The organism is Pirellulales bacterium (genome assembly GCA_035533075.1).
In the GTDB taxonomy this organism is placed as follows: Bacteria; Planctomycetota; Planctomycetia; order Pirellulales; family JAICIG01; genus DASSFG01.
Genome location: DATLUO010000063.1, coordinates 1 through 25,499, shown reverse-complemented (window position 1 = coordinate 25,499; position 25,499 = coordinate 1). Strand labels below are relative to the sequence as shown.

At 62.9% G+C, this 25,499-nt stretch carries 23 protein-coding genes and 1 tRNA gene; 13 read left to right on the top strand and 11 right to left on the bottom strand.

Annotation, left to right across the window (positions count from 1 at the left end; translation table 11 throughout):
- Positions 1–72: 72 nt before the first annotated feature.
- Together VNH11_08020 and VNH11_08015 are read left to right on the top strand one after the other, a co-directional pair.
- Positions 73–143: transfer RNA gene (locus VNH11_08020), tRNA-Gln, on the top strand.
- Positions 144–287: 144 nt separating this feature from the next.
- A complete protein-coding gene (locus VNH11_08015; GenBank protein ID HVA46304.1) occupies positions 288–1,154 on the top strand; it encodes a tetratricopeptide repeat protein in 867 nt (288 codons plus the stop codon).
- Between the two features lie 54 nt (positions 1,155–1,208).
- On the opposite strand, the gene VNH11_08010 is transcribed toward VNH11_08015, so the two are convergent.
- Positions 1,209–2,468: a sigma-70 family RNA polymerase sigma factor gene (locus VNH11_08010; GenBank protein HVA46303.1), complete on the bottom strand. Its 1,260-nt coding sequence runs from the start codon at positions 2,466–2,468 to the stop codon at positions 1,209–1,211.
- Positions 2,465–2,791 (bottom strand): YciI family protein, encoded by a 327-nt coding sequence (locus tag VNH11_08005; GenBank protein ID HVA46302.1) that lies wholly within the window; start codon positions 2,789–2,791, stop codon positions 2,465–2,467. Before VNH11_08005 ends, VNH11_08010 begins: the two co-directional genes overlap by 4 nt.
- 287 nt (positions 2,792–3,078) lie before the next feature.
- Between VNH11_08005 and VNH11_08000 the strand changes: the two genes are divergently transcribed.
- Together VNH11_08000 and VNH11_07995 are read left to right on the top strand one after the other, a co-directional pair.
- Positions 3,079–3,354 carry a DUF1778 domain-containing protein gene (locus VNH11_08000; GenBank protein ID HVA46301.1) on the top strand — a complete coding sequence of 92 codons (276 nt, stop codon included), beginning with the start codon at positions 3,079–3,081 and terminating at the stop codon, positions 3,352–3,354.
- Between the two features lie 216 nt (positions 3,355–3,570).
- On the top strand, positions 3,571–3,999 hold the full coding sequence (locus tag VNH11_07995) for a DUF1801 domain-containing protein (GenBank protein ID HVA46300.1): 429 nt from the start codon (positions 3,571–3,573) through the stop codon (positions 3,997–3,999).
- A 21-nt stretch (positions 4,000–4,020) separates the two neighbouring features.
- Here the strand turns inward: VNH11_07995 and VNH11_07990 are convergent, their stop codons facing one another.
- From VNH11_07990 to VNH11_07975, 4 genes are all read right to left on the bottom strand, one after another.
- On the bottom strand, positions 4,021–4,422 hold the full coding sequence (locus VNH11_07990; protein ID HVA46299.1) for a thioesterase family protein: 402 nt from the start codon (positions 4,420–4,422) through the stop codon (positions 4,021–4,023).
- A gap of 145 nt (positions 4,423–4,567) precedes the next feature.
- Positions 4,568–5,122, bottom strand: coding sequence for a hypothetical protein (locus VNH11_07985; protein ID HVA46298.1), 555 nt, complete (start codon positions 5,120–5,122; stop codon positions 4,568–4,570).
- Positions 5,119–6,858, bottom strand: coding sequence for a polyprenyl synthetase family protein (locus VNH11_07980; protein HVA46297.1), 1,740 nt, complete (start codon positions 6,856–6,858; stop codon positions 5,119–5,121). Before VNH11_07980 ends, VNH11_07985 begins: the two co-directional genes overlap by 4 nt.
- Before the next feature lie 112 nt (positions 6,859–6,970).
- Complete coding sequence (locus VNH11_07975; GenBank protein HVA46296.1) at positions 6,971–8,863, bottom strand: prenyltransferase/squalene oxidase repeat-containing protein; 1,893 nt, start codon at positions 8,861–8,863, stop codon at positions 6,971–6,973.
- Between the two features lie 66 nt (positions 8,864–8,929).
- On the opposite strand from VNH11_07975, the gene VNH11_07970 reads away from it, so the two are divergent.
- On the top strand, positions 8,930–9,691 hold the full coding sequence (locus VNH11_07970; GenBank protein ID HVA46295.1) for a hypothetical protein: 762 nt from the start codon (positions 8,930–8,932) through the stop codon (positions 9,689–9,691).
- A 337-nt stretch (positions 9,692–10,028) separates the two neighbouring features.
- Here VNH11_07970 and VNH11_07965 read toward each other — a convergent pair whose 3' ends face one another.
- The 3 genes from VNH11_07965 to VNH11_07955 all read right to left on the bottom strand — a co-directional run bounded on the left by VNH11_07965 (position 10,029) and on the right by VNH11_07955 (position 17,229).
- Entirely contained in the window at positions 10,029–12,023 is a 1,995-nt protein-coding gene (locus VNH11_07965) for a hypothetical protein (protein ID HVA46294.1), read from the bottom strand.
- 7 nt (positions 12,024–12,030) lie between these two features.
- A complete protein-coding gene (locus tag VNH11_07960; protein ID HVA46293.1) occupies positions 12,031–12,300 on the bottom strand; it encodes a hypothetical protein in 270 nt (89 codons plus the stop codon).
- Between the two features lie 465 nt (positions 12,301–12,765).
- Entirely contained in the window at positions 12,766–17,229 is a 4,464-nt protein-coding gene (locus VNH11_07955) for an SUMF1/EgtB/PvdO family nonheme iron enzyme (protein HVA46292.1), read from the bottom strand.
- Between the two features lie 540 nt (positions 17,230–17,769).
- On the opposite strand from VNH11_07955, the gene VNH11_07950 reads away from it, so the two are divergent.
- The 8 genes from VNH11_07950 to VNH11_07915 all read left to right on the top strand — a co-directional run bounded on the left by VNH11_07950 (position 17,770) and on the right by VNH11_07915 (position 22,891).
- Complete coding sequence (locus VNH11_07950) at positions 17,770–18,207, top strand: hypothetical protein (GenBank protein ID HVA46291.1); 438 nt, start codon at positions 17,770–17,772, stop codon at positions 18,205–18,207.
- A 71-nt stretch (positions 18,208–18,278) separates the two neighbouring features.
- Positions 18,279–18,470 (top strand): hypothetical protein, encoded by a 192-nt coding sequence (locus tag VNH11_07945; GenBank protein HVA46290.1) that lies wholly within the window; start codon positions 18,279–18,281, stop codon positions 18,468–18,470.
- Between the two features lie 178 nt (positions 18,471–18,648).
- Entirely contained in the window at positions 18,649–19,596 is a 948-nt protein-coding gene (locus VNH11_07940) for a hypothetical protein (GenBank protein ID HVA46289.1), read from the top strand.
- A 16-nt stretch (positions 19,597–19,612) separates the two neighbouring features.
- Complete coding sequence (locus tag VNH11_07935) at positions 19,613–19,966, top strand: hypothetical protein (protein ID HVA46288.1); 354 nt, start codon at positions 19,613–19,615, stop codon at positions 19,964–19,966.
- Positions 19,963–20,364 (top strand): PIN domain-containing protein, encoded by a 402-nt coding sequence (locus VNH11_07930; GenBank protein HVA46287.1) that lies wholly within the window; start codon positions 19,963–19,965, stop codon positions 20,362–20,364. The genes VNH11_07935 and VNH11_07930 overlap by 4 nt, the downstream gene beginning before the upstream one ends.
- Positions 20,365–20,378: 14 nt before the next feature.
- Entirely contained in the window at positions 20,379–21,743 is a 1,365-nt protein-coding gene (locus VNH11_07925) for a DUF3696 domain-containing protein (GenBank protein ID HVA46286.1), read from the top strand.
- Positions 21,743–22,231: a hypothetical protein gene (locus VNH11_07920; GenBank protein ID HVA46285.1), complete on the top strand. Its 489-nt coding sequence runs from the start codon at positions 21,743–21,745 to the stop codon at positions 22,229–22,231. The genes VNH11_07925 and VNH11_07920 overlap by 1 nt, the downstream gene beginning before the upstream one ends.
- 9 nt (positions 22,232–22,240) lie before the next feature.
- Positions 22,241–22,891, top strand: coding sequence for a Swt1 family HEPN domain-containing protein (locus tag VNH11_07915; GenBank protein ID HVA46284.1), 651 nt, complete (start codon positions 22,241–22,243; stop codon positions 22,889–22,891).
- A gap of 77 nt (positions 22,892–22,968) precedes the next feature.
- On the opposite strand, the gene VNH11_07910 is transcribed toward VNH11_07915, so the two are convergent.
- Both VNH11_07910 and VNH11_07905 read right to left on the bottom strand, forming a co-directional pair.
- The gene (locus tag VNH11_07910; protein ID HVA46283.1) at positions 22,969–24,147 is read right to left on the bottom strand and encodes an LptF/LptG family permease; all 1,179 of its coding nucleotides are present in this window, start codon (positions 24,145–24,147) and stop codon (positions 22,969–22,971) included.
- A 304-nt stretch (positions 24,148–24,451) separates the two neighbouring features.
- Positions 24,452–25,303, bottom strand: a complete 852-nt coding sequence (locus VNH11_07905) for an NAD(P)H-hydrate dehydratase (GenBank protein HVA46282.1) — start codon at positions 25,301–25,303, stop codon at positions 24,452–24,454.
- Between the last annotated feature and the right edge of the window lie 196 nt (positions 25,304–25,499).

Below are 25,499 nucleotides of genomic sequence, written 5' to 3'. Positions count from 1 at the left end.
CGTCCTACGCTGACTATAATGCAGTCTCTTCTCGGCCGGTGCGAAAGCAGCCGATTGAGAGCACGCGCGTGATGGGGAATAGTGTAACGGTAGCACGAATGGCTCTGGACCATTTAGTCTAGGTTCAAATCCTAGTTCCCCAGCTCTCTCCTCACAGGCTGGGGATTCTGCGCAATTCTTTGCTGCTGGCTGCGAGCCGGCCGGCGCCTTATTGGAAATTGCGGTGGCGGCATCCCGCCTGCCGATGTCAAGCGCAGCGTGCAAGAATATGCGGGGAGACGAAGGCCATGCGTCGATCGGTCGTGTTTCGGCTATTGTGGCTCGTGTTGCTGGCGGCGTCCGCTGGCCGCGTTGACGGTGAGGACCGGCAGCATTGGGTCGGCCGTGCGGTGATGCCTAGGTCGGCTACCTGCCGGCCGCGCGTCGGCGGCCGCGTCGCACCTAGGTCGATCGTCTGCGTCCGTACCGTCGAGCGGGTCAAGGGTGATTGGCTGTCGGTCGGCGACGGTTGGTTGCGCGAAAACGAGGTCGTGCCGGTTGACGAAGCGGTTGCCTGGTTTACCGCTCAAATCGAGCAGCGACCCAGCGCCTTTGCCTATTTGAGTCGCGGCGCGGCGCGTTGCGCTCAAGGTGATTGCGAAGGCGCCGCTACGGACTGTGCCGCGGCGCTGCGCATCAACCCACGTCTCTCCACGGCCTATTATCACCGGGCCGCCGCACGGGCCGAGCAGGGCCGGTTTACGGACGCGATTCGCGATTACGATGCCGCGCTGCGGCTGAACCCGCGCTTGGTGGGAGCCTATCTCGACCGCGGCCGAGCGCGGCTCAAGCTGGGCGATTATCCGCGTTCGCTGACCGACGTCAACGCCGCCTTGCGTCTCTCGCCGCGCGAGACCGACGCCCACTATGTGCGCGGCATCACGCGGTTCCACTTGCAGCAGTACCGCGGCGCCTTGGCCGATCTGAACTATGCCTTGCGGGCGAAGCCGGGGCGAGCGGCCGCATACGACGTTCGCGGGGCGTGCAAGATGGAGCTCGGCCAGCTCGACGACGCCCTCAAGGATTTTGACAAAGCGATCGAGCTCGATCCCTCCAACGCCAGCGCCAACTCCCATCGCGACCGTCTCCGCATCGCGCGAGCAACCACGAAGTAGCATCGCCAAGCGCGAATGATTGCAACCGCCGGTGGAGGGAACCACCCGCGGCAATTACCCCGGATCGGGCCGGCAGACGGCGAGGCGGCGACGCAAGAATTCTCGATCGGCGCGGGCCGTGGTCAAGCGTAGGGCTTCCCGCCAGGCGCGCTCGGCGGCGGAGTGTCGGCCGAGGCGGAAATGGAGCTCGCCGATCACCGCGTGCCAACTGGGATAACGGGCGGGAACGTTTTTCGGAGGAACGGCGGCCAAGCGATCGAGGCCGGCTTGCGGGCCGTGCAAGTAGGCTTCGGCGACCGCGCGGTTGAGGGCGTACAGCGGCGACGGCGCGATGCGATCGAGCGTGTCGTACAATTCGGCAATCCGTCGCCAATCGGTGTCGGCGAAGGTCGGCGCGCGGCAGTGCTCCCAGGCGATGCCGGCTTCCACGTGATAGCGCGTCAGCTCGTCGCCGGCGGCCGACCTGGCAAGCCACGCCATGCCTTCACGCACGTCGCTGAAGTTCCAGGCCGAGCGGTCCTGTTCGTCAAGCAGAACGATGGCGCCGTCGAGAGCGACGCGCGCGTCGAAGCGGGCCGCGTGGAAGCACATCAGCGCGAGCAAGGCATGGACCGCCGGGACCTCGCCGATCGTGTGGGCGGCGAGCATCCGCGCCAGCCGGCGGGCCTCATCGCACAGGTCGCGGCGGATCGGCATGTCGCCATGCGTGACGTGGCAGCCCTGACTGAAAAGGAGATAAATGACCGCGAGGACCGCTTCCAGCCGAGCGCAAAGCTGGGCCGCCGGCGGCGTGTCGAAATCGACGCCCAACTCGCGCAGCCGGTCCCTTGCCCGCTCGATCCGCTTCTGGACGTTGGCCTCGCTGGTGAGCAACGCACGGGCGATCTCCGCGGTGCTGAAACCGCACAGCGTCTTGAGCGCGAGGGCGACGCGGCTTTCGGCCGGCACCGCTTCGTGGCAGCAGACGAAGAGCAGGCGCAGCGGTTCGTCGCCGATCTCGTCGGCGAAATGCGCTTCGAGCGGCGCCGATTCCCTCTCGCCATCTTCGGCCAGGCGCGGCAATGCCTGGGCGTGGGTCCGCTCCCGCCGCAGCGCGTCGATCGCCAGGTTGCGGGCGGTGCGGTAGAGCCAGCCAGCCGGGTCTTCAGGCACGCCGCGGCGAGACCAGGTTTCCAGGGCCTGCGCGAGCGCGGCTTGCACGACGTCCTCCGCGAGCTCGAGCCGGCGCACGCCGAGCGACCGGGTCAGCACGGCGACAAGCCGGCCGAACTCGTGGCGAAAAAAGTGCTCCACCAGCGCCCGCGGTTCGCTCATGCGTAGCCGGCGAACTCGCGGATCTCGATCGTGTGGCCGGGCGGACACGCACGGGCGATGGCCACGGCCGCGTCATAGTCGTCGGCCTGGATGATCGCGAAGCTGACGATGATTTCCTTAGCTTCGACATAGGGACCGTCGGTCACGAGTCCGGTCTTCACGACGCGGCCGGTATGCTTCAATCCGTCGCCGCCGGGCACAATCGCCGCGCTGAACTTCTGCATCCAGGCATACCAGCCCGCCTGCAAAGCCTGCATTTCCTCAGGAGACGGCTTGGCGCGGCTCTCCGTGGATTCGCGATAGATGAACAAAAACTTCGCCATTTTGGCACTCCTTATGGTTTCGCCTACGCGGGCGGAGGCCTGTCCCCCGCCTTCTGTGAATACAACGAACAAGCTGCAGCCGTTCGGACACCTGAGCGGGAAAAAACATCGACCCGCCCGATGCGACTCGCGCAGCTCGCGTATAGGATACAGGGCCGGCATCGGCTCGTTAATGACGGAACTTCCGGTTTCTCAGCAACATACGGCGAATTCCGTCGGGCGAAGACGGCTTGAGTTCGACGTGGTGGGCTGTACGCTTTGAATGTGTACGGAAGAGGAGATCAGTCATGCCCCGACCCATCGTCAAAGACAATACCCGATTTGGGCTACGCATCCGAGCGGACGACAAGGCCGTCATCATGCGCGCCGTCGCCATGGCACAGACGGATATGACCGACTTCATTCTTCGCGCCGCGCTGCGGGAAGCCCGGTCGGTCATCCAAGAACACGAACGAGTCAAGCTCACTCGCCGCGACAGCCTTCTTGTGCTGGAGCTTCTTGAAAAGCCACCCTCCCCCAACGCGAAGTTGCGAAAAGCTGCGAGCGGTCGTGAGCCTGCGTAGAGAAACCGGCCAGTGGGTTGTGGCGAGCTGCCTCCGAAATTCGTCCATTGTCATAAGCGGTCTCGCTACGTCAGGCTGCCAATAAGCCGCCGAAAACGGCGTGTCAAATTGACGAGATCCCCAATCTTTCCAGTGGTTGGGACGAATTTGGAACTCGCGAATTGACGGAGCAAGTCTTGCGCGGCAGATTGGAGCGACAGCGAAAGGAAGTGAATCATGACAGCAAAGAAGGACATGCAGAAGTCCGCCAAGAGCAGCAACAAGAAAGCCGCGAAGAAGGCGGCCGCGCGCCCCGCGCCGCGCGCGGACAAGGCGGACGGGGAAAGCTCCGTGCTCGCGCAGGTCGCCGCGATGCCGGGACCGGACCGCGTCCTGGGCGAGCGGCTCCATGCGATCATCAAAGCCAGCGCGCCGGCCCTCACGCCGAGGCTCTGGTACGGGATGCCCGCGTATGCCAAGGACGGCAAGGTCGTCTGCTTCTTCCAAAGCGCGCAGAAGTTCAAAACGAGGTACGCGACCTTCGGCTTCATGCACAAGGCGAACCTCGACGAAGGCGCCATGTGGCCGACCGCCTTCGCCCTGAAGGAGTTGACCGCCGCCGAAGAGGCCAGGATCGCCGCGCTCGTGAAGAAAGCGGTGAGCTGAGGACGGAGTAAACCGGTGGCCTCATCGCAGCTTGGCGGCGATCTCGGCAGGAATGGGCACCGATCGCGGGGCGCCCTCGTTCATGCGGCAGCAGACGGCCGTCAGACGACCTTCAGCCACCTGCCGAGCGTCGTGCTGGAATAAGAAACGGTAGGTGACGCTCTTTTCGCCCACGCGATCGACCGTTAACTCGATGTCGAGCAGGTCTTCGAAGCGGACCGCGCCCCGGTAGTCGCATTGCGCTGAAACACGCGGCCAACTCAGCACGCCGTCGCCGTCGCGCGCGAGGACGCTCAAGCCCACCGAGCGCAGAAACTCGTGTTCCACCTCTTCCATGTAGTTGAAAAAAGCCGTGAAATGCGCGATGCCCGCCGCATCGGTGTCGCGGAACTCCACACGGCGCTGGCTATGGTAGGTTGGCATGGGCGGGATTGAACGTGTAGGGTGGGACCAGCGAGCTTGCGAGCGCCGGCCCACCATCACAGGGTTCGGGGTTCAGGGTTCAGAAATATGTTTGCCTGACGCCTAACATTGGCGGGCCGGCGCTCGCAAGCTCGCTGGTCCCACCCTACGGTTCGTCAATCGGCACGACGATTTCCAACAGTTCAATCGCGGGCACCTGGTTGCACTCGATCAGCGCGGTGCGGCCGTAGGTGATGGTTCCCGGCGGGCGCTGGAAATGCGCGGCCAGCACCTCGCCCAGCTCCACACGCCGCAGGGAGAACAACTGCACGCGCCGCAATATATTGTGCTCGATCAAGATGCGGCCCAGCGGCGTTTGCTCGCCGCGAATTTTTCCCTGCACCTCCGGCGGCAAATAGGCGAAGTTCACGCGCATGATGCCGTATTGCACCACCTCGCCGTCCGATTGCCTCGACAGCAGAATCTCGCGAGCGTAATGCGTGTCGCTCACCCGCCGCTTGAGCACGCGCACATCGACCGGCCCGCCGTGAAACGCCTCCACGGCCACGGTCATGTGATCGTTGTGGGCCAGCAGCCGCCGATATACTTCCGGCATCTGCTCCACGCTTACCTCGCTGAACCGGCCCAGCGATTCGCGATCGGCGTGGAACAGCTCGGTGAGCGTTTGCAGGTCGGGAATGAGCGGGTACGAAGAGCTCACGATACGGCGATCGACAGAGTAGGCATCATCACATCAGGTTCCGCGGTGCTCGGACGCTCCAGCACCGTATCGACCAAGTAGTACAGCAGCCGCCGCAGTTCGTCGTTGCCAACCTCGTCGGCGATCGCCTCGGCCCGCTGCTGATACTTGTCGACCAATCGCTCGGCCTTTTCGAATACGCCCGCCGACGTGTAAAGCTGGCGGACGCGCTGGACCGCCGCTTGCCCGGCGTCCTGCGTGCCGACCAACGCTTCGAGTTCGGCCCGGCCCGCGTCGTCGAGCCCCTCCAGCGCCAATGCCCAAAGCACCGTGGGCCGGCCGCCCAAAATGTCGCCCGCGGCCAGCAGCTTGTTGTGATCGTCACCGCGCCAGTCGTTCAGGTCGTTGAGGATTTGAAAGGCGACACCCAAATTTCGGGCAAACTGCCCCACCCAGGCCGCGGCATCGCCGGGTCCGGCCAGGCGCAGTCCCGAAAACAGGGCCGCCTCGAAGGCGGGCGCGGTCTTCAAGGCATAGATCTTCAACGCGTCGAGAGGCGTCAGGCGCTTCTGCAGCGAATCGCGCCACAGCAGCTCGGCGCCTTGGCCCTCGCTCAGTTTCAAATGCGCGTCGGCCAATCGATCGACGATGTCGGCGGCAACGTCAGGGCCGGTGTGGGCCGCGTCGCGGCTGATCAGCCGGTAGCCCATGCCGATCAGATAATCGCCCACGTTGATCGCCGTGGGAATGCCGAAGCGGCGATGGAGCGTGGCTTCGCCGTAACGATAGGGATCGTCGTCTTCGATGTCGTCATGCACCAGCGACGCTTTGTGGAACGTCTCGATCGACACGGCGGCCCGCTTCACCCAGTCGGACACGGTGGCCAGATGCGCTGCGCCCTGAGACGTCGTGCCCTTGCCGCCGGTGAGAGCGTCGTAGACGGCCAGCGTGATGAACGGTCGGGAATGCTTGCCGCCTTTGGCCAGAAAGTCGTAGGCGATGGCCTCGGTGCCGGCCACCGGGTCGAGGCCGCTCACGCCCTGACCGTTCATTTGGGCCAGCGTCGGGCCGCCGCGCAGCCGCGGCGACAGCCGCTCCAGTTCGGCCGGCTCGAACAGTCCGGAGGCCGCCCGCATGAGATGCACGTAGGAGCGCGTCAGCACCGGCGGCGGCTCTTGCCGCAGATTGATCATCTCCATGACCCAATCTTCGTCGACCGACGTATTGCGGCAATCGCTGGACAGCAGCGGCACGGCCAGGCAGGGAATTCCGGCCAGCAGGATTTTGTCGATCGCCTTTTCCAGCACGTTCAAGCAGGCCACGCCCACGATGGCGTCGACGTAGCCGCTGACGATGATCTTGAGCACGATCGGCGAGCCTTCGGCGACCAGCACCTTATAACCCAGCTCTTCAGCCCGCGTGCGGAAGTCGGCGATGCGGCAGGCGCCGCACTTGCGGCAATCGAGGCCGAACTCGTCGTAGTCGGCCGGACAACCTTCGGCGTGTTTCAAGCAATGCGGCAGCAAGAACAATCGCCGCTCGAAGGGGACCGCGGCCACCTGGGCCGACCAGAATTGCGTGGCCAGGCCGACCATCGTCCAACCCAAAAAGCCTTCGGGCCAGCCGGCGTCGTCCAGCAGGCCGCGGGCCAGGGCCTCCAGTTCGTCTTTGCCGAGCGGGCGTGATTTGTCGAGCCGGGCGGCCACTTCGCCGCAACGTGCCCGAATGGTTTCGCGCAACTCGCGCGTTTCCGGCACGAGCTTCAGGTGGCTGGTGTTGCGGCGGCGCGATTTGCCCCGCGGTGCGGAGAGCGAAACAGGCAGTGGTTCGACGGGTGCGGTCGCCAAGTTGAAACCTCAAAGATCGTGTCTAGCTTAAGGGGGCGGGCGAGGGACGCAGTAAGGTCGGCTCGGGCAGGCGGGGCAGCAGGTCGACGCGGCGGCGGGCCGGGGCCGGCTCACATCGCCGCACTGCCCGACCCAAGGCCGACACGCTAAACACTATAGGGTACAGGGCCTCATAATACCACAACTTGGCAAAGTAGAAACCGATCGGCGAGCATTGGCGAAACCGGCCGCTTTCGACTGACTCGATCAGCCAGCTCAGCCCGCGCTCGACGTGCTGATGATACGCGGAATCGCCGTCGAGGGCCAGCAGCGCCTCGACCGCCAGAGCGGTTTCTTCGACGCTCGGCTCGGCGCCCCAACCGCCGTCGGAGCGTTGCTGCTTGGCAAGCCAGGCGGCGGCCCGGCGCGCAGCCGGATGGTCGAGCTTGCCAAAATCGGCATAGGCCAGCAGCACGCGGGCCGTGCCGTAGAGCGGGTTTTCTTCGCGCGCATGGTGCTGGTTGCCGAACCACAGCGGTATCCAACTTCCGTCGGGCTGCTGCTGGCGCGCCAGATATTGGAAACCGGCATCGATGGCCCGGTCGATGGACGCGGAGGATGGCCTTCCTAGGCCGTCCCGTCCGCCACTGGACGGGCTAGGAAGCCCATCCTCCCGCCAGGCGTGCAGGGCCCGCAGGGCGTGCGCCGTGAGATCGCTGCCACTGCGGTCGAAGGGAAGCTTGCCCCAACCGCGGCAGAAGGTCGGCCAGCCACCGTCGGAGTTCTGCAGATCGAGAAGCCAGGTAATTCCCAACCGGGCGGCGTCGGCAACGCGCGCGTCCTGATCGTACGACGCCAACGCCAACAGAGCGCCCGACGTATCATCCGCGTCGGGCACGGAGCCGCTCAGGTCGCTCCAGCCCCAGCCGCCCGCTGTCGCGCCTGTATAAGGATGGACGTCACGGCATTGACAGTCGAGCAACCAATCGGCGCATCGCTCGCTTGCTTCGACGGCCGTTTCCGTGTCGCCAGTGGCGAGCGCGTTGAGTGAAAGCGTGGTGACCCACGTGGCCAGGTTCGTGTCGATGGGCCACGAGCCATCTTCGCGGACCGAGTTCAAAAGGAAGTCCAGGCCGCGACGCGCGACCGGATGCCGCGCTTGCCCGATGCTGGCCAGACTCATCACCACGAAGCTGGTCAACGGCGTGGCTTCCAAAAAGCCCCCGCCGGCCGGCTGCAGCTTCTCCAGCACGCGCAGGCTCTTCTCGACGGCCGCTCGCCGCCACCAGCGCACCAACGGGTTCCACGGCGGGCGATGAAAAAACCTCGCCTGGCCGATGGCCACCAGCGCCGGAATGGCATAGCTCACCACCGGCAGCCGCAAGAAGCGAAACCATGCCTGCGGAAAACACGCCAGCTCAAAGGGCAACGGCGACACTTCTTTCCACGACACCAGCCCGGCCAGCGCGCAGTTGGTGAGGATCGGCACGGCGAACGTTTTATCGCGGCCGTAGCGCCGCCGCAGTCCGGCGATGCCGCCCTGAGTGCGAACGTACTGGTCGGCCCGCTGGAGCAGTTCGGGGTCGGCGGCGGGCAGGCAGGTGAGCTGAAACGCCGCCCGGACCAGCATCGTGGTGGCAATGTTCGATACGCTGCGGTCGGTGTCGCCCCAGCCGCCGTCGCGGTTTTGCGCAGGCACCAGCCAGTCGAGGCCGCCGAAGATCAGCCGCTCCAGTCGTTCCTGCAGTTCAAAAGAACTGGGCGAGTCGTCTCGTTCGAGCTGCCGCCGCACGATGGCCAGCGCGCTGACCGCGGTGGCCGTAGACAATGCGGAACTGGAGAGCCGCCCCTCCCAATGCCCCGCCGAATTTCGCCGTTCGAGCAGCTCACGGCGAGCGGCCCGATAGGCACCTGATAACCTTTCGTAATCGACCATAGGGTCGCGAAGCGTTCTCCACGGGAACGGAAACACAGGTTCCAAGTGTAAGCAGCGGGCCGGCCGGTGTCGAGCGGGTGCAGGCAATTCCATTACGACTGGCACTGGTTCTGGGACTACGGCAACGGCGATCTGGGCAATCAGGGCATTCACCAGATGGACATTGCCCGCTGGGGCCTGGGCGCGCCCGGCTTGTCGAAGAGCGTGCTGAGCTACGGCGGCCGCTTCGGCTATGAAGACGCCGGCGAGACGGCCAACACGCAGATGATTATCCACAATTACGGCGACAAATCGCTGATGTTCGAGGTCCGCGGCTTGAAGACCGGGCCGCTCAAGGGCGCCAATGTGGGCGTGATCTTCGAGGGAAGCGAGGGCTACGTCGTGCTCACCAGCTACGACGCCGGCGCCTCCTTCGATCGCGCCGGCAAGCTCGTCAGCACCTTCAAAGCCGGCGGCGACCACTTTGGCAACTTCTTGGGCGCGGTGCGCAGCCGCCGCCGCGAAGACCTGCACGCGGACATCGAGCAGGGGCATCTCTCAAGCGCGCTGTGCCATCTGGGCAACATCTCGTACCGGCTGGGCAAGCCGGTGCCCTTGGGCGAAGTGCGTGAGCAGTTGACCGCCTGCGTGTACGCGGCCGAAGACTTTGACCGTTTCGCCAAGCATTTGGGCGAGAACCATGTGTCCGACACGGCGCTGGTCCAATTCGGGGCGCCGTTGGAGTTCGATTCGGCCCAAGAGCGGTTTGTGAACGACGCGACCGCCGACGGCATGCTGACGCGCGATTACCGCAAGCCGTTTGTCGTGCCCGACAGCGCGGAGGTTTAGAAACCGCGCGGCGGCAGGGTCCGAACAGGTTCCGACGGAGTATACGCAGGGTCTCCGGCCTGCGCGGCAGGCGACACGTTTGTCGCGTCCAACGTTCAAGAGCTGGTGCGACTTCGGTTGCACGTCCGTCAGCCGCGCGTTGAGGCCCTGGAGCGCCTCCGGCGCGTGGCGCACTCCGCGGTCGGCGCGTGCCTTAACAAAAGCGACACGCGTGTGTCGCTTTTGTTAAGGCGCCGTCGCGGACAACCCCCACCCTTGGCCAACTGTCGGATTCCGACAATTGATCGGTTGTTCCCCGTCCCGCCGGCAAGCCCAGCGAGGGCGAAGGGCCGGGTGTTTAACACCGCCGGGCGCGATCTCGACCGCTACGTGGTGTGGGATTACGTGCAGCGCCGCCGGGCGATCGTTTCGTAACCGGCCCCGCCGAGTCGACGATGCTTCTCACGCTGGCCAACTTCATTTCATGGTTGCAACCCGCGAAATGAAGCACAAAGTCGCCTGGTTCGTATTCGTCGAAAAAGGAATTGAACAATCGCCGCGAAACGATGCGGGTGCGTAAGGTGTCGGAACACTCGCTCATCGCGTCCGCCACAGCAGGCTGTTCCCAGCAGGCGTGGTGCAGGTATTGCACCTTGGAGTAGGCGAGTCGCAACATATTCAACGCCGCCGCGCAGTTGCGAAGGAAGAAAACGCCTGTGTTGATTGAACAAGCAGAGCGGTCTTGAGCAACCACAAAGTCGGCGTTCTCATCGACCAGGTGTTCCAAACGTTGCGTCGGGTTCATAATCACCGCGTCGGCGTCGATCCACATCAGCCAGGTGCAGCTTGGATGATTGACGAGGAACTGCTCGGTCAAGAGGAGTTTGCTCCAGGCAGGGTGCCGTGCAGCGTCGAGAGATTCCTCGGCGATGAGGGCCTGATAACCATGTCGCGCGGCATAACGAGCGATAACTTGGGAGGTGCGTGCTCCTAGGTCGGCGATTTCCGGAGTATACAAGGTGGCGATAGCGAATTGCGCCTTGCGTGCCCGGGTTTTCCGCGGCTTTACGTGCTCGACGGCGCCCCGGCTGGGAGGCTTGCGGCGCATCAGACGGGCCAGTTCGGTCAACCAGCCCCAGCACTCCTCTTCCATCGGCAACGAGGAGTGATAAGTCGGCAGGGCCCTGTATTGCGGGGTGGTGTAGTCGTGGTCGTCGAGACGAAACTTGTCGCGGCAGCGATGCACGAATAAAGGAATGCGGTCGGGGCCCGACTGCACGATGGCCACGTCGATCCAAGGCGCCTGAGGATGCCACATGACAAACGGCCGGCCGCAGCGGGTCCAGGCGACTTCGAAGGTGTGCTTGTCGCCATGGCAATAGCGGTAGTAGTAATCGGAGTGATCGTTGTAAAACCATGCCAAGTTGAGCGGCCGCCAACTAAGCCGCTTATCGATCACGAACTGCCCGCTCTCGATCGAGCCCAGGCGACGGGGATCGGCGACGCCAAAGGCAGGCCACTTGAGACGGTCATCGATGGTCAGCACATCGGGCCAAAATATCGCTCCGCGCGCTTGGTAGTCCTTCTGCTCAAACAGGAACTCGGGGTTGCGACACGGATAGCTGTCGGCATCGAGAAAAAGGATTTCCTCGAAAGGAGAGTGCAGTGTCGCGAAAACCTTCAGCTCCCAACCGTCCAGGCGGCGGGCCGGGTGGCGGCGGCGCACCCGATCGGCATCGATGCACTCAACTCCATACGTCGCCAGCAGCTTTTGGCGCTTCTCCGGCATCTCGTCGTGGCGACCCAGATACCAGACCTGGACCGGCAGCCTGCAGCCCACATGACGCAACGCGCGAACGGTGACATAAAGCGAGGGAAAAAAGCGGTCGCCCCCAGCGGCGATGACAATGCCCCGGCCGCGGTAACGCTCCGCCGGATACTCCGGAATGGCCGCTAAAAACTCCTCGGCCCGATTCCGCATTGTGGCCGAGTCGGGCCCGAAGGGGTCGCGCGCCAGGTAATCGGCGCACGTTTGGCAACTGCGGTCCTCCGCCGGAAGGCGCTGGTCAGGAGCTTCGGTCCGGCAACTTCCAAATAGCGCGCAAGCAAAGTGTTGCTGCGCACTTTCGGCATTCGCCTGGCGCCGCCGGCCATTTTCGCGCAGCAGCACGCCCAGGTGAACGCACGGCATGGCATGCGGAAGAGGAGCAGGCGGCTCATGGTCGGCGCAACCGCAATCGGCGCAGAACCGGGCCGCGATAACATTCGGCGACCCGCAGTACTTCGCCGACGTACAGATGTATTGACCGTCGACGAGATTGCAGCGCCAACGGCAGACGGGCAACGAAATCATGAGAGCTTCATCCCTGCGGGCCGATCGTGATCGTCGCGGGCCATTTGAAGTCCTTCGTCGTCTTGCCCTTTTTCAGCTTGATGGGAAAACCATTGCTCTTCGCTTTGACCTCGTAAGCCGCCAATTGACCGCTGACACGCCGCAAACATAAAGACCATTTGTCCTTGGCGGTCTTCTGCAGCATCCAAAAGGCGGGATTCCCGCTTTCGTCGCCAAGGTCGATGGCCCGGCTGAACCAGCAACACGCGAAGGCGGGGTCTTGGGCGTAAATCAACAAAGTGGGGCGACTCAGTTGCTCGCGACCGAATCCGTTGTCGCCCCCAAGAGGACCATCGAGCTGCAAAGTAAGTCCGACCGGAACAGGGCACCCCTCGGGAAAGAAGGTGCAAGGGGGCCACGGCCCTCCTCCTGAACCCGATCCCCAAAATTGGAAATGGAGGGGGCGCGGTTTGGCGCGCGATGGCGGGCGCGCCTGGCGAGTGGGCTTTTTGGCCATGACAATCTCTCTCGAATCGGAGCACGAGCGAATAACCAGCGACGAATCGCACGTCGATCCCGCAAGACATCGGCGGCAACTGCGGATTATAGATTAAGAACGGCTGATAACAAGGGAAAAGGCCCTCTGCGGTCCGTATTCTATTAGGTCGGCTGGTTGCTCGCACGAACCCGAAGCGTAAGCGAGGCAGCAACCGGATATTGCCTCGCTTACGCTTCGGGTTTGTGTCTCGTAGCCCGCGGCTGGCTATTGGGCGGTGAGGGTCCGAGCGACGCGGAAGCCAACGATGTTGCTCGTTGCCGTCGGCAGTTCCGACCAGCGATGTGCGGTGCGTAACCCGGCTGCATGATCTGTGTAGCACCCGCCGCGCAGCATGCGTGGCCAAGAACCGATCTCCAGGTCGGATTCGACATCTTCGACGATCTGGTCACTGCCTGTCTGGGGGTAATCACGTTTCTTCTCCTGGCACCAGGTCCAGACGTTGCCAAGCGCGTCAAAGAGTCCAAAGTCGTTGGGCCGCAAGCGGCCTCCGGGCTGGACCATGCCGTTCGAGTTCGGCACGTACCAGCCATAGCCGGCCAAAAGCTCGTCGGTATCGCCAAAGTAACGGCTTGTCGAGGCATTGGCCCTGCTGGCAAACTCCATCTCCGCTTCCGTCGGCAGGCGATAACCCGTCAGGCTCAGATACTTCGGCCGCAGCTTCACCACGCGCTGTTGCTCATCGATCTCGTAGCACCATTGGTCCGGCGGAATGCCCTCTTGCTCGCTGAGACGATTGCAATAGGCCGCCGCCCCATGCCACGACACGTAGGTCACCGGATAGTGCGGGGGGCGATCGATGGCCCCAAAACCGAGCCGGCGAAATTCGCCGACGGTCACCGCGTGGGCGGCGATGGCGAACGTTCGGCTGATCCGGACCGTATGCTGCGACTCACTTGCCTCCCTGCCGAGTTCGCCGGGGGGCGATCCCATGACAAACTGCGCCGGGCCAGGAATAACGCTCATCGTCTGGCCCTGGCCATTGACGAACCAAAGAGGACCGCCAGCCGGTCCATCCCAGTTACGCTCCTGAATCTCTGCTTCGCTCAGGCGCAGTCGTTCGAGGGCTGCTTCGATCTTGTCGTCTTCTCCGAGGCATGTCAGCAAGTATGCCGTCGCCGCGTGCATGCCCGCATCCGAATCGCGCTCGAAAATGCTCAGCAACCAGTCAACCAATTCGCCGCGGTCTGGCAACGGCGTGCCCGCGAATTCGCCGATGCTCAAGATCAGCGCTCGGCGTATGGTGACGTTCGGCTCGGCCGTCACCAGCCTCATCAGGTCCTGCGGATCGACGGCGCCGCAGGGTCCGAGCCGACGAACCAGGTAACTGCGAATCGTCGGATTGCGGCTGTGTTCGAGCAGTTGTCGCACCGAGACGGGGCCGTCGAGCCGCCAAATGGCCACCGCCGCATTGGCCTGTCGACTCGCCAGCTCGTCTCGTTCTGCTGTGCCGGCGACCGGTTCACGTCGCTTGGCTAATTCATTTCGCAAAATGCCGATCGCGGAGGCACGGTGTTCCGTCAGCTTGGGATAGAGCAAGGAGAACTGCTTCGCGTCGGCATCCATGAGCAGATCGGCCAGCAAGTGCGGCTTGTCGGCGGCGTAATCGGCCAGAATGATCGTCGCAAACGACCGCTCAGACTCCGGTCGCCGGCGCTCGCGGAAAATCTCGCTCAGTGGAGGCAGCAAGACGAACCGGACAGGTCGCAATTGGTCGACGAGCGTGGCGAAATGGCTGGGATTTTCCCGCACCGCGGCCAGCAATTCGTCGGCAATGACGCCCGATGCCCTTTGCCAGCGTCCCGCATCGTCATCCTCGTCGGGCGGGCCATAACTCGCCAGCGCCGAAGCCGCCGGCAAGCGTTGCTTTTCCAGGGCCTTTCCGGACGATTCCATGACGGCCCACAGCCGGTCCCGCAGGGCGGCCTTGTGCGGCGCGAGCGCGTCGCGAATCGCCGGAGTTTCTTCCGGGTTCGAGTCGAGCAGGCGATCAAAAAGGTAATCGACGAACGCGGTATCGACCGGCAACAGGGCCAGGCCCGCATGCAGTTGCTTCCGTGGATCCTTGTTCGCTTCGGCCTGTGCATAAGCGTCGTAGAGAAGAGGGTCGAGCCACCGACGATAAGAAACCATGTCGTGGACGATGGTTGGGACTTCATTGGTGTGGGCGTCGAGAAGACGGTCCTTCAACGCTTGGGCTTTCAGCCTGCCGAGCGTTTCGTGCGTGCCCCCTCCGATCAGGACCAGAATCACCGCGACCACCAGGCTCTTCGACGCATGGCAGCGCGTGGCCTTTGCCATCATCTTCCGCTCGGCAGCCGTCCAGTTCTTCTTTCTCGTCAGCCAGCGGATTTGCAGCCAGTTCAGCAGCGACGGCAATTGCCGGTTTTCGGGCCGGGAACTCCATACCGCGGCGCGATCGGCCAGCAGCAACTCCGCTCGGCCCCGTCTGGTTTCTTTCTGTTTGCGCGTCAACCAGTCGCGCAGGGAAGGAACAAGGTAGTCGTGGGTCAACTGGTAGTATCTTGCACCGCGCTCGACGGCGTTTTGAGCGGTTTCCTCTTTGGTTTCCTGCTCGGTCGGCGTGATGAGGCGTACTTCGTCGTCCAGAACACGAAGGAGATTATCGAAGTCCCTTGGGCGGTTGGCATAGCCCGATGCTTCGAGCAAGTTCCGGCGCGACCGCATGTGTCCTTTGATATCGGTCCCCGCATTCGGCAGGAGCGTTTTTAGAACGGCTCTGGCCGCTTGCTGGTGATAACGATGTTCGGGCGGGGCCGTGCTCGCGCTGAAAGTCTCCTCCAGGAAGGCGACGCCGACGCCCGCCGTGCCGCCCATTTCCCTCAAGGTGGCTGCCGTCCAGGACTTGCCCTTGGTCATCTCGGCGAACAACGCCAGGCGGACGGAGATGACCTTGTCGTCCTGGGCCAGGCCCGAAACCGCTTGCTTCAAAAACTCCTTCTGCTCTTTGCTCATTTCGCTGGGGCGCTCTGGAAGCTTGCCAAAAGCACGCCCCAGTGCGGCCAGCACCTTCCTGGCATGATCCAAGTCAAAAAGATCCACCAAGGCGCTGTTCTGCCCTTCGACGAGTCGGACTTCCAAATCCCGCAGAAAGCGGCTGACCGCAAGCCAGAAATCATCGCGGACCATGACGATGCACTGCACCCGCTCGCCGTCGCACTGCCGCAAGGCCTGCACCAGCTCGTTGTTGTGGTCTTCGTTGTTGGCGTGCAACCACTGCTCGAATTGGTCGAGGACGATCAGCGCCTTCTTGCAAGCCGGAAGACCCATCCCCCGGCGCAGTGCCGTCAGCGTATCCTTCAGACCCGGAGTTCCCGGCAGGCCAGGAAAGCGTTTATGCAAGCCGTTCAGCAGGCGCGTCATCGTCCGATCGGCCGTGGCCTCGACGTACACCGCAATCACATCGGGGGACAAGCGCGGCAGCAAGCCGGCTTTCACGAGCGACGACTTGCCGCAGCCGCTTGGCCCATAGATCAAGCCCACCGGGAAGGTCTTGTCGGCGTCAAATTCTTCAATGGCGGTCTTCCAAAAACGGATGCTATCGGGCAGACCGTTTCGGTCGCGAGGGCCGGGAAGCAGGTCGAGGAAGAAATCGGCATCGTGCGCGTCGAAAGACCGCAATCCTTTCGGGACAATTCTCAGAGGCGCCGCGTCGGAGGTCAGAGTTTGGGGCTTCGTCGAGGGAGTGCCAGACCGGTCCATTGCCGCCGCCGCGGCGGCGACCGGCATGTCGATCGTCGCCGCCAGAGAGTCGCCACCGTGCTCGGTCAAGAAATGGCGCAAATCGTCAGCCATGTCCTTCGCCGTGGTGTATCGCTCCGAGGCACGCTTCGACAACGCTTTCAAACATATTCGTTCGAGTTCTTTTGGAATGGCGTCGTCAATCTGGCGGGGCGGTCGCGGCTCGAGCGAAACAACTTGTTCCAGCAGTTCCTCTTCCACATCCGCGGAAAAGGGACGCCTGCCCGTGAGCATTTCGTACAAGACCGCACCCAGGCTGAAAATATCGCTGCGGCCGTCAACCCGGTGCCCCTCTCCGCGGGCCTGCTCGGGACTCATGTAGGCCGGGGTCCCGGCGTAGCGCGGCCCGCTGCCGACATCCTGCTCGCGAAGCGCCAAGCCAAAATCTCCGACGAACGGCTTGCCGGTCTTGTCGAGCAGGATGTTGCCGGGCTTGATGTCCCGATGCACGACGCCTTGCTTGTGGGCGTGGTGCAATGCTTCGGCCACGGCCGCCGCCAGTTCCACGGCTTCATGCAGCGACGGTCGGGACTGTTTGAGCCTCGTGAAGAGGTTGGTGCCGTCGACGTACTTCGAGACAAAAAAACAGGGGAACTGCCCGGTGCTGCCCACATCATGCGCCGGCACGATATTGGGGTGGTCGAGTTTGGCGACGGTGCGAGCTTCAACAAGATAGGCTTCGGCGTCCGCGATCTGTGCGACGAGCTTGGCGTGCGGCACCTTGATGGCGACGAGCCGCTGCAATTGGTCGTCGTAAGCCAAGTAGACCAGACCGAACCCACCCTTGCCCAGCAGCCCCTCGACGCGGTAGCGACCGATCCGCTCCGGCACGGGCGCCGAGACACCAACATCGCGCGGCGTTTCGCCCTGTCCAGTCTCGGCAACGGTTTTTTGCAGACGATCGATCACGGAAGGCCGCTTTCGGCTTTGGGTCAACGGTCATGGTGAAGCCCTGCGGTATCCGGCGCATTGTAACCCGCGGGGAGGCCATCCAGAACAGAGGCCGCTATCACCGGCTGACCGAAGTGGCCGGGGAGGTAGTGCGTGGGATTCTGGCCTAAGAATCAGCCGCTGCTAGCATTCGCTCCGTGGCGGCAGTAGAATTCCGGCTCGTGCTTCAGGCAACCGGATCGCAATTTGGGCATCGAATTGCCAATCCGCGCTCTGAGCGCACCCAACGCCCTGAGCCGAAACCATGGCCCGCTTGGAAGAAATCACCGTCGGAACATCGGTCAAAGGCGTTTTGCCTGATGGCCTGGTCACGGTGGTGGCCGTCGATTGAATCGGCAGCGTTGCCATCAACCTCACGTATCGCGACTCTGGCGGAATCGCCGTCGCCGGCCAGCCGTGGAGCTTCGACGGCGACGGCGCGCTCTTCCGGCTAGTATCCGAGGCCCACCGCATTCGGCTGGCCTACCGAACGCCCCGCTTGCCACGCGGAAAGATTTCATGAACGCCCTGCGGGCGGAGTTGCCTGAGGCGCTGAAGAACTTGCAGCACTGCAATATCGCGCCGGTCGATCTGGCGCAGGCGGCGATTGGGCCGGGCATGGCGGTCTTCACACGCTATGCCAAAGTGGTCGAGGCCGACGGCTCGGCCATGAGCGTGCGCACCGCCCTGGGCATCATCAACCAGGTGCTCGACGAAGTGCTCGCCGAACAGGAAGGCGACTTCGACCCCGACACCCGCTGGGCGCTGGCCTGGTTCGCCGAATACGGCATGCACGAAGGCCCCTACGGCGTCGCCGAAACGCTCTCCAAAGCCAAGAACACCGCCGTCGCCGGGCTGGTCGAAGCCGGCGTCGTCAAGGCCCGCGGCGGCAAAGTCAAGCTCGTCGGCCGCGACGACTTGCCCGACGACTGGGACCCGCCGCCGACGGTCGCCTGACCGTCTGGGAAACCACCCAGCACCTGATTCGCGCCCTGGAAACGCAAGGCGAATCCGGCGCGGCCGCGCTCTTGGCCCGGCTGGGCGGCATCGGCGAGACTGCCCGAGAGCTGGCCTATCGGCTCTACACGCTCTGCGAGCGCAAGAAGTGGGCCGACGAAGCGTTGGCCTACAACGGCCTGCTCATCGCCTGGCCGGAGTTGAGCAAGCTGGCACACGCCCGGCGAACAGAAGGGCGGCAAAACCAAGAAGAAATGTTCTAATCCGAGCCAGTCGGCCACTCGTAGCGGGCGCTTCGGCGCGGCCCCAGACGTGTTAAAATGGCAGGAAAGCGACCCCTATGCCGATCCCAGCATTTGACAGCATTTTGAACGTGTTGCCGCCCCACTTAGGTGACCCACGAGATCCGAACCAGCTCTCCCCGTATCCATGAGCAAGCCGATGCTTCTCGACACGCGCCGCTTGAAATCGGTTTTCGGCGTCGATCACTTTTTGGTCCCGCTCGGCGCCTCACCCCGTCGGCTCGTCTACCAGCTCCGTGAAGTCGAGCGTCCTAGCGGCACGCTGTTCCGTGAGGAACGCGCAACCCCACCTCGGGTTGCGCTATTCTTGAAAGGCGGCGGCGTCCAGGAGGGTCACGGTATTCGCCCCGGCTTGGCCGGAGAAGCGCTCATTCAGTATGAGCGGATGTTTATTGAGCAGGCTTTGCGCGACGAGAGAGATGCCGCTCGCATTGCGGGGCGCCAGCGTCGGCCGCGTGGCTCGCCATTCCCTGGTTTATTGTTCACAGGCACGCCGCGTGGCTCATTTGGGCTCGAATTTGTGCCGCGGCATGCGGAAGACGAGGGCTTACTGAATCTCCACGCGCGGTCGCTCCAAAATGTGGCCAACGCCTTGGTGCAGGTTAGCAGCAGTGATCGCTCGCTTGACGAACTCGTCGGTGAGATCCCGCCCGGCGTGCTGCGCTCCATGAAGAAATTCTTCAACATCCTCGCTCAGCACGGAGCTGAGCTTCGTGTCGCATTTTCCGCCGCTCCGTCCCAGTCGATCACGAGTGAACGGATCCAGTCCGCGTCAGATCGCTTGGAACGTGAACTAGAGGAGGAGGATCTTCTGGCAAAGGGGGTCTTCCGCGGACTAACCAGAGAGTCTCTCGTGTTTGACTTGTTAGGCGATGACGGTAACGTAACGACTGGCACCGTCGCCGACGATCTAACCGAAGATGATTTAGACCGCATTGATGCCCTGACCAACAAGCGCTGTCTAGCCAGACTACGAAAGCAGTCGATACGCCAAGTGGGCGGAGGCTCGCGCGAGACATACCTTCTTCTCGACGCAAAATCAGAAGAAGAGGCAATAGAAACCATCGAAACCGAATTATGGCGCTAACGAAGCGAAGGAAAAGATGATGAAATTCGACAAATGGCTTACAAGCATCCCAATTCAGCCAACGCCGAGCGGCGCGCGGCTCGACCTGCGTCTTTACATCTACCCGGACGGTCACGGCAACTTTTTGGTAGAGGACGAGAACGGAAAGGCCCGCATGCCGGGCCAGCCGGTCAACGATCCGGGCGAAGCTCGTGACGTGCTAGAGAAAATATGGAACCGTGCAATGGGTCTTAAGGAAACGTCGGCTCCTTCGGGGCGGAGAATGACGCTGGCCGAGCAGTTCGGAGACCTTATTGGCTCGGTCCCCGATCTGCCGGCAGACATGGCCGAGCATCATGACCACTACTTGCACGGAGCGCCAAAGGAATGAACCAAGTGTTCGCCGACGCTTTTTACTTTTTCGCGGTCCTCAATCCGAATGACGCGGCCCACCAACGCGCGCTCGCCTACGCGACCCAACATAATGAGAATGTGGTCACGACCGCATGGGTCCTGACCGAACTCGCGGACGGCCTCGCCACGACCGACAAGCGGCATGTGTTCGCGCAGCTCGTCGGCCGCCTTCAGGCGGATCCTGACACCGAGATCGTACCGCCCAGCGAAGAACTGATGGTTCGTGGCACGGAGCTTTACGACTCCCGTCCGGATAAAAAGTGGTCATTGACGGACTGCATTTCGTTCGTGGTTATGCACGACCGGGGCATTCGAGAAGCGCTCACGGGTGACCATCATTACGAGCAGGCAGGATTTACGGCATTACTGAAGTAAGAGGCGAGACCGATATGATTACTGAGATTTCTCTCGACAGCTTCAAGTCATGGCGGAAGATCGAGCGAATGCGGCTCGCCCCGATCACGGGTTTGTTTGGCACAAATAGCTCGGGCAAAACGAGCATCCTGCAATGGCTGCTGATGCTCAAGCAAACCGTCGATTCCTCCGACCGAACGCAAGCACTGGACCTCGGGGACAGCCGAAGCCTCGTTGAACTTGGTTCGTTTGGCGATGTCGTGCATGGTCACGAACTGCCAGGGCGGATTGGCTGGGAGCTACGCTGGTTGCTTGGCCACACGAGGCAGATTGTCGACCTGGAAGAAGGACCGGACGCGGTTGTCATTGAGGACGACAAGATCGCGTACCGATGCACCGTAAGCGGCGCAGAAACGGGCGAGGTCCGCGTCGAGCGCATGGCTTACGATTTCGGCGGATCGACGTTCGGTTACAACCGCGACCCGGGCCGGGGTGACTACTCGCTTTGGGCTCAAGGGCCCGCCGCGCCCGGATTAAAGCGAACGGAACGACACCGTTGGGATCTCCCGGCGCCCGTGAAATGTTACGGGTTTCCCTATCAGGTGAAGATCTATTTCCAAAAGGCCGGCTTCCTTTCCGACCTTAGCCTCCAAGTCGAGGAACTCTTCGGCCGCCTGTTTTACCTCGGTCCGCTGCGCGCGGTGCCGGCCCGCCATTACACCTGGGCGGGAGGAAAGCCGGACGACGTTGGCCCGCATGGCGAACGAGTCGTCGATGCCTTGCTCGCCAGCCGTCATAACGGCCACCAAATCCGCGATCGAGCCACGGGCGTTGAACGTTCTGTCGAAGAATCCGTGGCCTATTGGCTCCAGGAGCTTGGATTAATCCATGACTTCGCGGTCCAGGAAATTGCTGGGGGAAGCGGGCTCTACCGCGTTCGGGTACGCCGCACGGCCGAGTCGCCCGAAGTGCTCATCACCGATGTTGGCTTTGGCGTCTCGCAACTCTTGCCGGTTCTTGTCCTCTGCTATTATGTGCCGGACGGATCGACGATTCTCCTGGAGCAGCCTGAGGCGCACCTGCATCCTCGCGTGCAAGCGGCACTTGCTGACCTGTTGATCGAGGTCGCTAAAGCAAGGAACCTGCAGCTGATCGTGGAAAGCCACAGCGAACACTTGCTCAGGCGCATGCAACGGCGGATTGCCGAAGAATCGCTCAGCAGCAGCGACGTGGCCCTGTACTTTTGCAGGCTCGAAAAAGGCGTTTCGCAGCTCGACCTGCTCGAAGTGGATGCGTTCGGGAACATCAGCAATTGGCCCGACGACTTTTTTGGCGACCAGTTTGGCGAGATGGCGGCGATGGCGGAAGCTATTTCCGAACGGCGGCAGGAGGGCGCCTGATGCCCGTAGTCGTCGACACGAACGTGCTGGCAACGGCCAACAAGTTCGCGGACCATGTAGATCCAGAGTGCGTCGAGAGTTGTATCAAAGAATTGCGACGAATTCACGATGCGGATGTGGTCGCCATCGACACTGGCATGCGCATTTTACGCGAATATAGGACCTACGCGTCACTGAAGGGCCAACCGGGGCCGGGCGACTTTTTTCTCAAATGGCTCTGGAGCAATCAGGCGAATCCAGGTCATTGCGTTCAAGTCGAGATCACGCCAAGGGAAGACGACCCTACAAACTTCGTCGAATTCTCCGACGATCCCGACCTCGCGGGCTTCGACCCGGCCGACCGCAAATGGGTGGCCGTCGCTCTTGGCTGTGACCCGATTGCCAACATTGACAATGCCACCGACACCGATTGGTGGAACGACCGTGAGGCACTCGTTCGTCACGGTATAGAAGTCAACTTTCTCTGTCCCAAACTCATGAGCGATTGAGGGCCAACTATGGCGGTAACGAATCGAGAACGGGTCGGCAAGGCGATCGACCTTTTGGCGGCGGGCTTGCAGCCGTTCGACGAGCGTGAATTGAAAGCGGCGCTGGGCGAGAAGTGGGAAGAGGTGCTGGCGGATGGCGCGCCCAGGGCGGCTCGCGGTAAGAAGGCAACGAAGCCAAATCTGGCCGATCCGCAGTTGTTGCTGAACGCGGTTTGGAACCAGTGGAACAATGTGTTTGCCCGCACGCTGGGCCACGCGGAGCGGAGCCTGGTCAGCGAGCTGCGCGAGGTGCGGAACCGCTGGGCGCACAACGAAGCCTTCAGCGGCAACGACGCTTATCGCGCGCTCGACAGCACAGGCCGACTATTGACCGCGATCTCGGCCCCTGAGGCGGCCGAGGTCGAGCAGATGCGAATGGACCTGCTGCGGGGGCAGTTCGACGAGCAGCGCCGCAGCGAAATGCGCAAGGCGTCGTTTCAGCCGACCGAAGGCAAACCCCAAGGTGGCCTTAACCCGTGGCGCGAAGTCGTGACGCCCCATCCGGACGTCTCCAGTGGCCGGTATCAGCAAGCCGAGTTCGCCGCCGACCTTTGTTCACCAGCCACGGCTTTGAGCAGAGCTAACGGCGGAAACAGCCTCAACCTTCCATACACCGAGTAGCCCCGCTCACGGGCGCAGCAGCGCCCCGCGCTACGACAGCGATTACTTCGACTTGGAGTGGCCCACGTAAATGCACTTCAGTACCGCAGCACTTTGCTGCGCAGCAGCCACACGCCGCAGGCCGCCAGCACCCCGTTGCCGAGCCAGACGATTTGCGGGCTGAGCGTTCCGCTCTTCGCTTGTTCTACGCCGAACACCAGGAGCGGATAGTAGATCAGCAAGATCGGCCCGAAGCAAAGGAAGAAACTGGTGAGGTAATCGGCGGAGCGAAGCCAGATCGCCATCGGCGCTCCGACCATCACGAAACAGAGACAGCTAAACCCGGCCGACCAGCGGCGGGGCGGCTCGGTGAACAACCGATAGAGATGGTTGCGAAAGTCCTGCAAGATGATGGCTTCGTGGGCCCAGTCTTTTTGCACCAGCGAGTCGAAATCGCCGGTGGCCAGGGCCAGGCCAAGCTGGCCGGCCTGCCGCCGCTCGTAGTTCGACATCTCCAACTCGACCTGGGCCACTTCGGTTTCGATCAGCCGCATCGGCACGCGGGTCGGTATGTGCGAATCGTCGGTCTTGCGGCTGGCGTCGAGGATGGGAATCTCATACTCGAAGTGGTCGAGGTACGACTGGAGACCCTGCGCTTCGATCGTCGCGTGCTGGAACACAATCGTCAGCATTTTGCCGTCGCAGCGGATTTGGGCTTCGCGCGCCGTGACGGTCTTCGGCGGCTGCCCTTCGGTGGCCGAAAAAGTGAAGGTCGGCTGAATCAGCCGCCGCCCCTCGACCGCCTTCACCAGGATGGTGATGTTCTTGTTCGTGTAGTTTCGCTGCGTGCGAAGCATGCCATAGACGATCTCTTCCACCCCTTCGATCACGACCCGCTCGATGCCAGCCTGACCCCACGTGATGGCCATGTCGTTCAGCAGCACCGTGAACAGACTGAGAACGAAGGCCAGAATGTAACAGGGCCAAAGCACGGTCATGGGGTGGATGCCCAGCGACTTGATGGCCACCACTTCGTTCGAACCGGCCATGCGCCCGTAGACGGTGCAGGCCGCGAACAGCAGCGTCGCGGGAATCGTGTAGCGCAACATTTCGGGCAGAATATAGGGGATGATCCGCACCACCTGCTGCGGCCCCAGCCCTTGGTCGCGGGCCTGCTTGACCAGGCCATAGACAATCAGAAAGCTGGTCAGCACGGTGAGCGTGACCAGGAAGGTCTTCAGCAGTTCGGCCGTGACGTAGCGGGTAAAGAGGCGCATGGCTGGGCTAGTGTGTGGAGGGCGCCAACCGGCGTCAAGGTCAGTTGCGGCGTCAGGCTCTGTAGGGAACGGACTCCGTGCCGTTCCGCGCGCGCCTCAGCGGGCCTTTGAGCAACTCCAGCCCGGCGTCTGTAGGGAACGGACTCCGTGCCGTTCCGCGCGCAGCGGACGATCTGTCGGCGTTCGGCGGAACGGCACGGAGTCCGTTCCCTACCTACAGAGATGCGGAACGGCACGGAGTCCGTTCGCTACCTACAGAGATGCGGAACGGCACGGAGTCCGTTCCCTACAGAGAGTCCGCGACTCAACCAGCGAGGCGCCGAAAGGCCGCCGGCAGCCAACGCACAAGATCGCTGGCGATCAGGGACACCTGGCCCAACTCCTGGGCAGCCAGGTCGCCGGCCAGTCCGTGAACGTGGGCGGCAAGCCGGGCGGCATCGAACGGCGAGAGATGCTGGCAGAGCATCGCGGTCGCCAGTCCGGTCAACACGTCTCCAGTACCGCCGGTGGCCATGCCCGGATTGCCGCTTGTATTGTGGGCCTGCTGTCGCCCGTCGGCGATCAGGGTACGATGCCCCTTGAGCAGCACGACGATTCCGCAGCGGGCGGCCAAGGCGACTGCCTGCTGCTCCAATTCGTGCCGCGGCAGACGGGCGGTCGCTCCGATCAGCCGTTGAAACTCGCCCGGATGCGGCGTGAGGATCCGCGGCCCGCCCGGCTTGCCAAGCAGGTCGGGCTGCGCAGCCAGGGCGTTCAGCGCGTCGGCATCGAACACCGCCGGCTGCGTTAGCTCGGTGTACATCCAGGCCACTAATTCGTCCAGTTCCGCCGACCTCGCCAGACCGGGGCCGCAGCCGAGCGCCGTCGCTTTCTGCGCCAACTCGGCAATCCCTTCTCGGGCCGGAAGACCGATTCTGCCCGCATCGTCGCAAGGCAGACCGATGGTCATGTACGATGGCTCGAAACCGGCCACCACCTCCTGCGAGCTTAACGGCACGGCCAGCTTCACCAACCCGGCTCCGCCGCGGAGCGCGGCCATGCCCGACAGAGAAATGGCGCCGGTCATGCCCCGTGCTCCACCGACCAGCAAGGCGCTGCCGAAGTCGCCTTTGTGGCTGTCGGGTTCGCGAGCAGGGAGTGTAGGGAGGTCGGACACTGGGAGGGGTTCGGGGTTCGGGGTTCAGGAATTTGTAGGTCTTGGGTCTTAGGTCTTAGCCCGGATTATTCACCGGCCCACACCAACCCGAAGCGCAAGCGAGGATCAGCAAAGGACTTAGCTCGCTTGCGCTTCGGGTTGGTGTTCGCGCAGTCTGCGCGCCAAGTTCGGGGGCCGGTGAATCATCCGGGTTAGG

What these genes read in the sequence shown, in the direction of transcription:
- VNH11_08015 (HVA46304.1), top strand. Translation starts at nt 288, where the DNA reads ATGCGTCGATCGGTCGTGTTTCGGCTATTGTGGCTCGTGTTGCTGGCG.
- VNH11_08010 (HVA46303.1), bottom strand. Translation starts at nt 2,468, where the DNA reads ATGAGCGAACCGCGGGCGCTGGTGGAGCACTTTTTTCGCCACGAGTTC.
- VNH11_08005 (HVA46302.1), bottom strand. Translation starts at nt 2,791, where the DNA reads ATGGCGAAGTTTTTGTTCATCTATCGCGAATCCACGGAGAGCCGCGCC.
- VNH11_08000 (HVA46301.1), top strand. Translation starts at nt 3,079, where the DNA reads ATGCCCCGACCCATCGTCAAAGACAATACCCGATTTGGGCTACGCATC.
- VNH11_07995 (HVA46300.1), top strand. Translation starts at nt 3,571, where the DNA reads ATGACAGCAAAGAAGGACATGCAGAAGTCCGCCAAGAGCAGCAACAAG.
- VNH11_07990 (HVA46299.1), bottom strand. Translation starts at nt 4,422, where the DNA reads ATGCCAACCTACCATAGCCAGCGCCGTGTGGAGTTCCGCGACACCGAT.
- VNH11_07975 (HVA46296.1), bottom strand. Translation starts at nt 8,863, where the DNA reads ATGGTCGATTACGAAAGGTTATCAGGTGCCTATCGGGCCGCTCGCCGT.
- VNH11_07965 (HVA46294.1), bottom strand. Translation starts at nt 12,023, where the DNA reads ATGATTTCGTTGCCCGTCTGCCGTTGGCGCTGCAATCTCGTCGACGGT.
- VNH11_07950 (HVA46291.1), top strand. Translation starts at nt 17,770, where the DNA reads ATGAACGCCCTGCGGGCGGAGTTGCCTGAGGCGCTGAAGAACTTGCAG.
- VNH11_07940 (HVA46289.1), top strand. Translation starts at nt 18,649, where the DNA reads ATGCTTCTCGACACGCGCCGCTTGAAATCGGTTTTCGGCGTCGATCAC.
- VNH11_07935 (HVA46288.1), top strand. Translation starts at nt 19,613, where the DNA reads ATGATGAAATTCGACAAATGGCTTACAAGCATCCCAATTCAGCCAACG.
- VNH11_07930 (HVA46287.1), top strand. Translation starts at nt 19,963, where the DNA reads ATGAACCAAGTGTTCGCCGACGCTTTTTACTTTTTCGCGGTCCTCAAT.
- VNH11_07925 (HVA46286.1), top strand. Translation starts at nt 20,379, where the DNA reads ATGATTACTGAGATTTCTCTCGACAGCTTCAAGTCATGGCGGAAGATC.
- VNH11_07920 (HVA46285.1), top strand. Translation starts at nt 21,743, where the DNA reads ATGCCCGTAGTCGTCGACACGAACGTGCTGGCAACGGCCAACAAGTTC.
- VNH11_07915 (HVA46284.1), top strand. Translation starts at nt 22,241, where the DNA reads ATGGCGGTAACGAATCGAGAACGGGTCGGCAAGGCGATCGACCTTTTG.
- VNH11_07910 (HVA46283.1), bottom strand. Translation starts at nt 24,147, where the DNA reads ATGCGCCTCTTTACCCGCTACGTCACGGCCGAACTGCTGAAGACCTTC.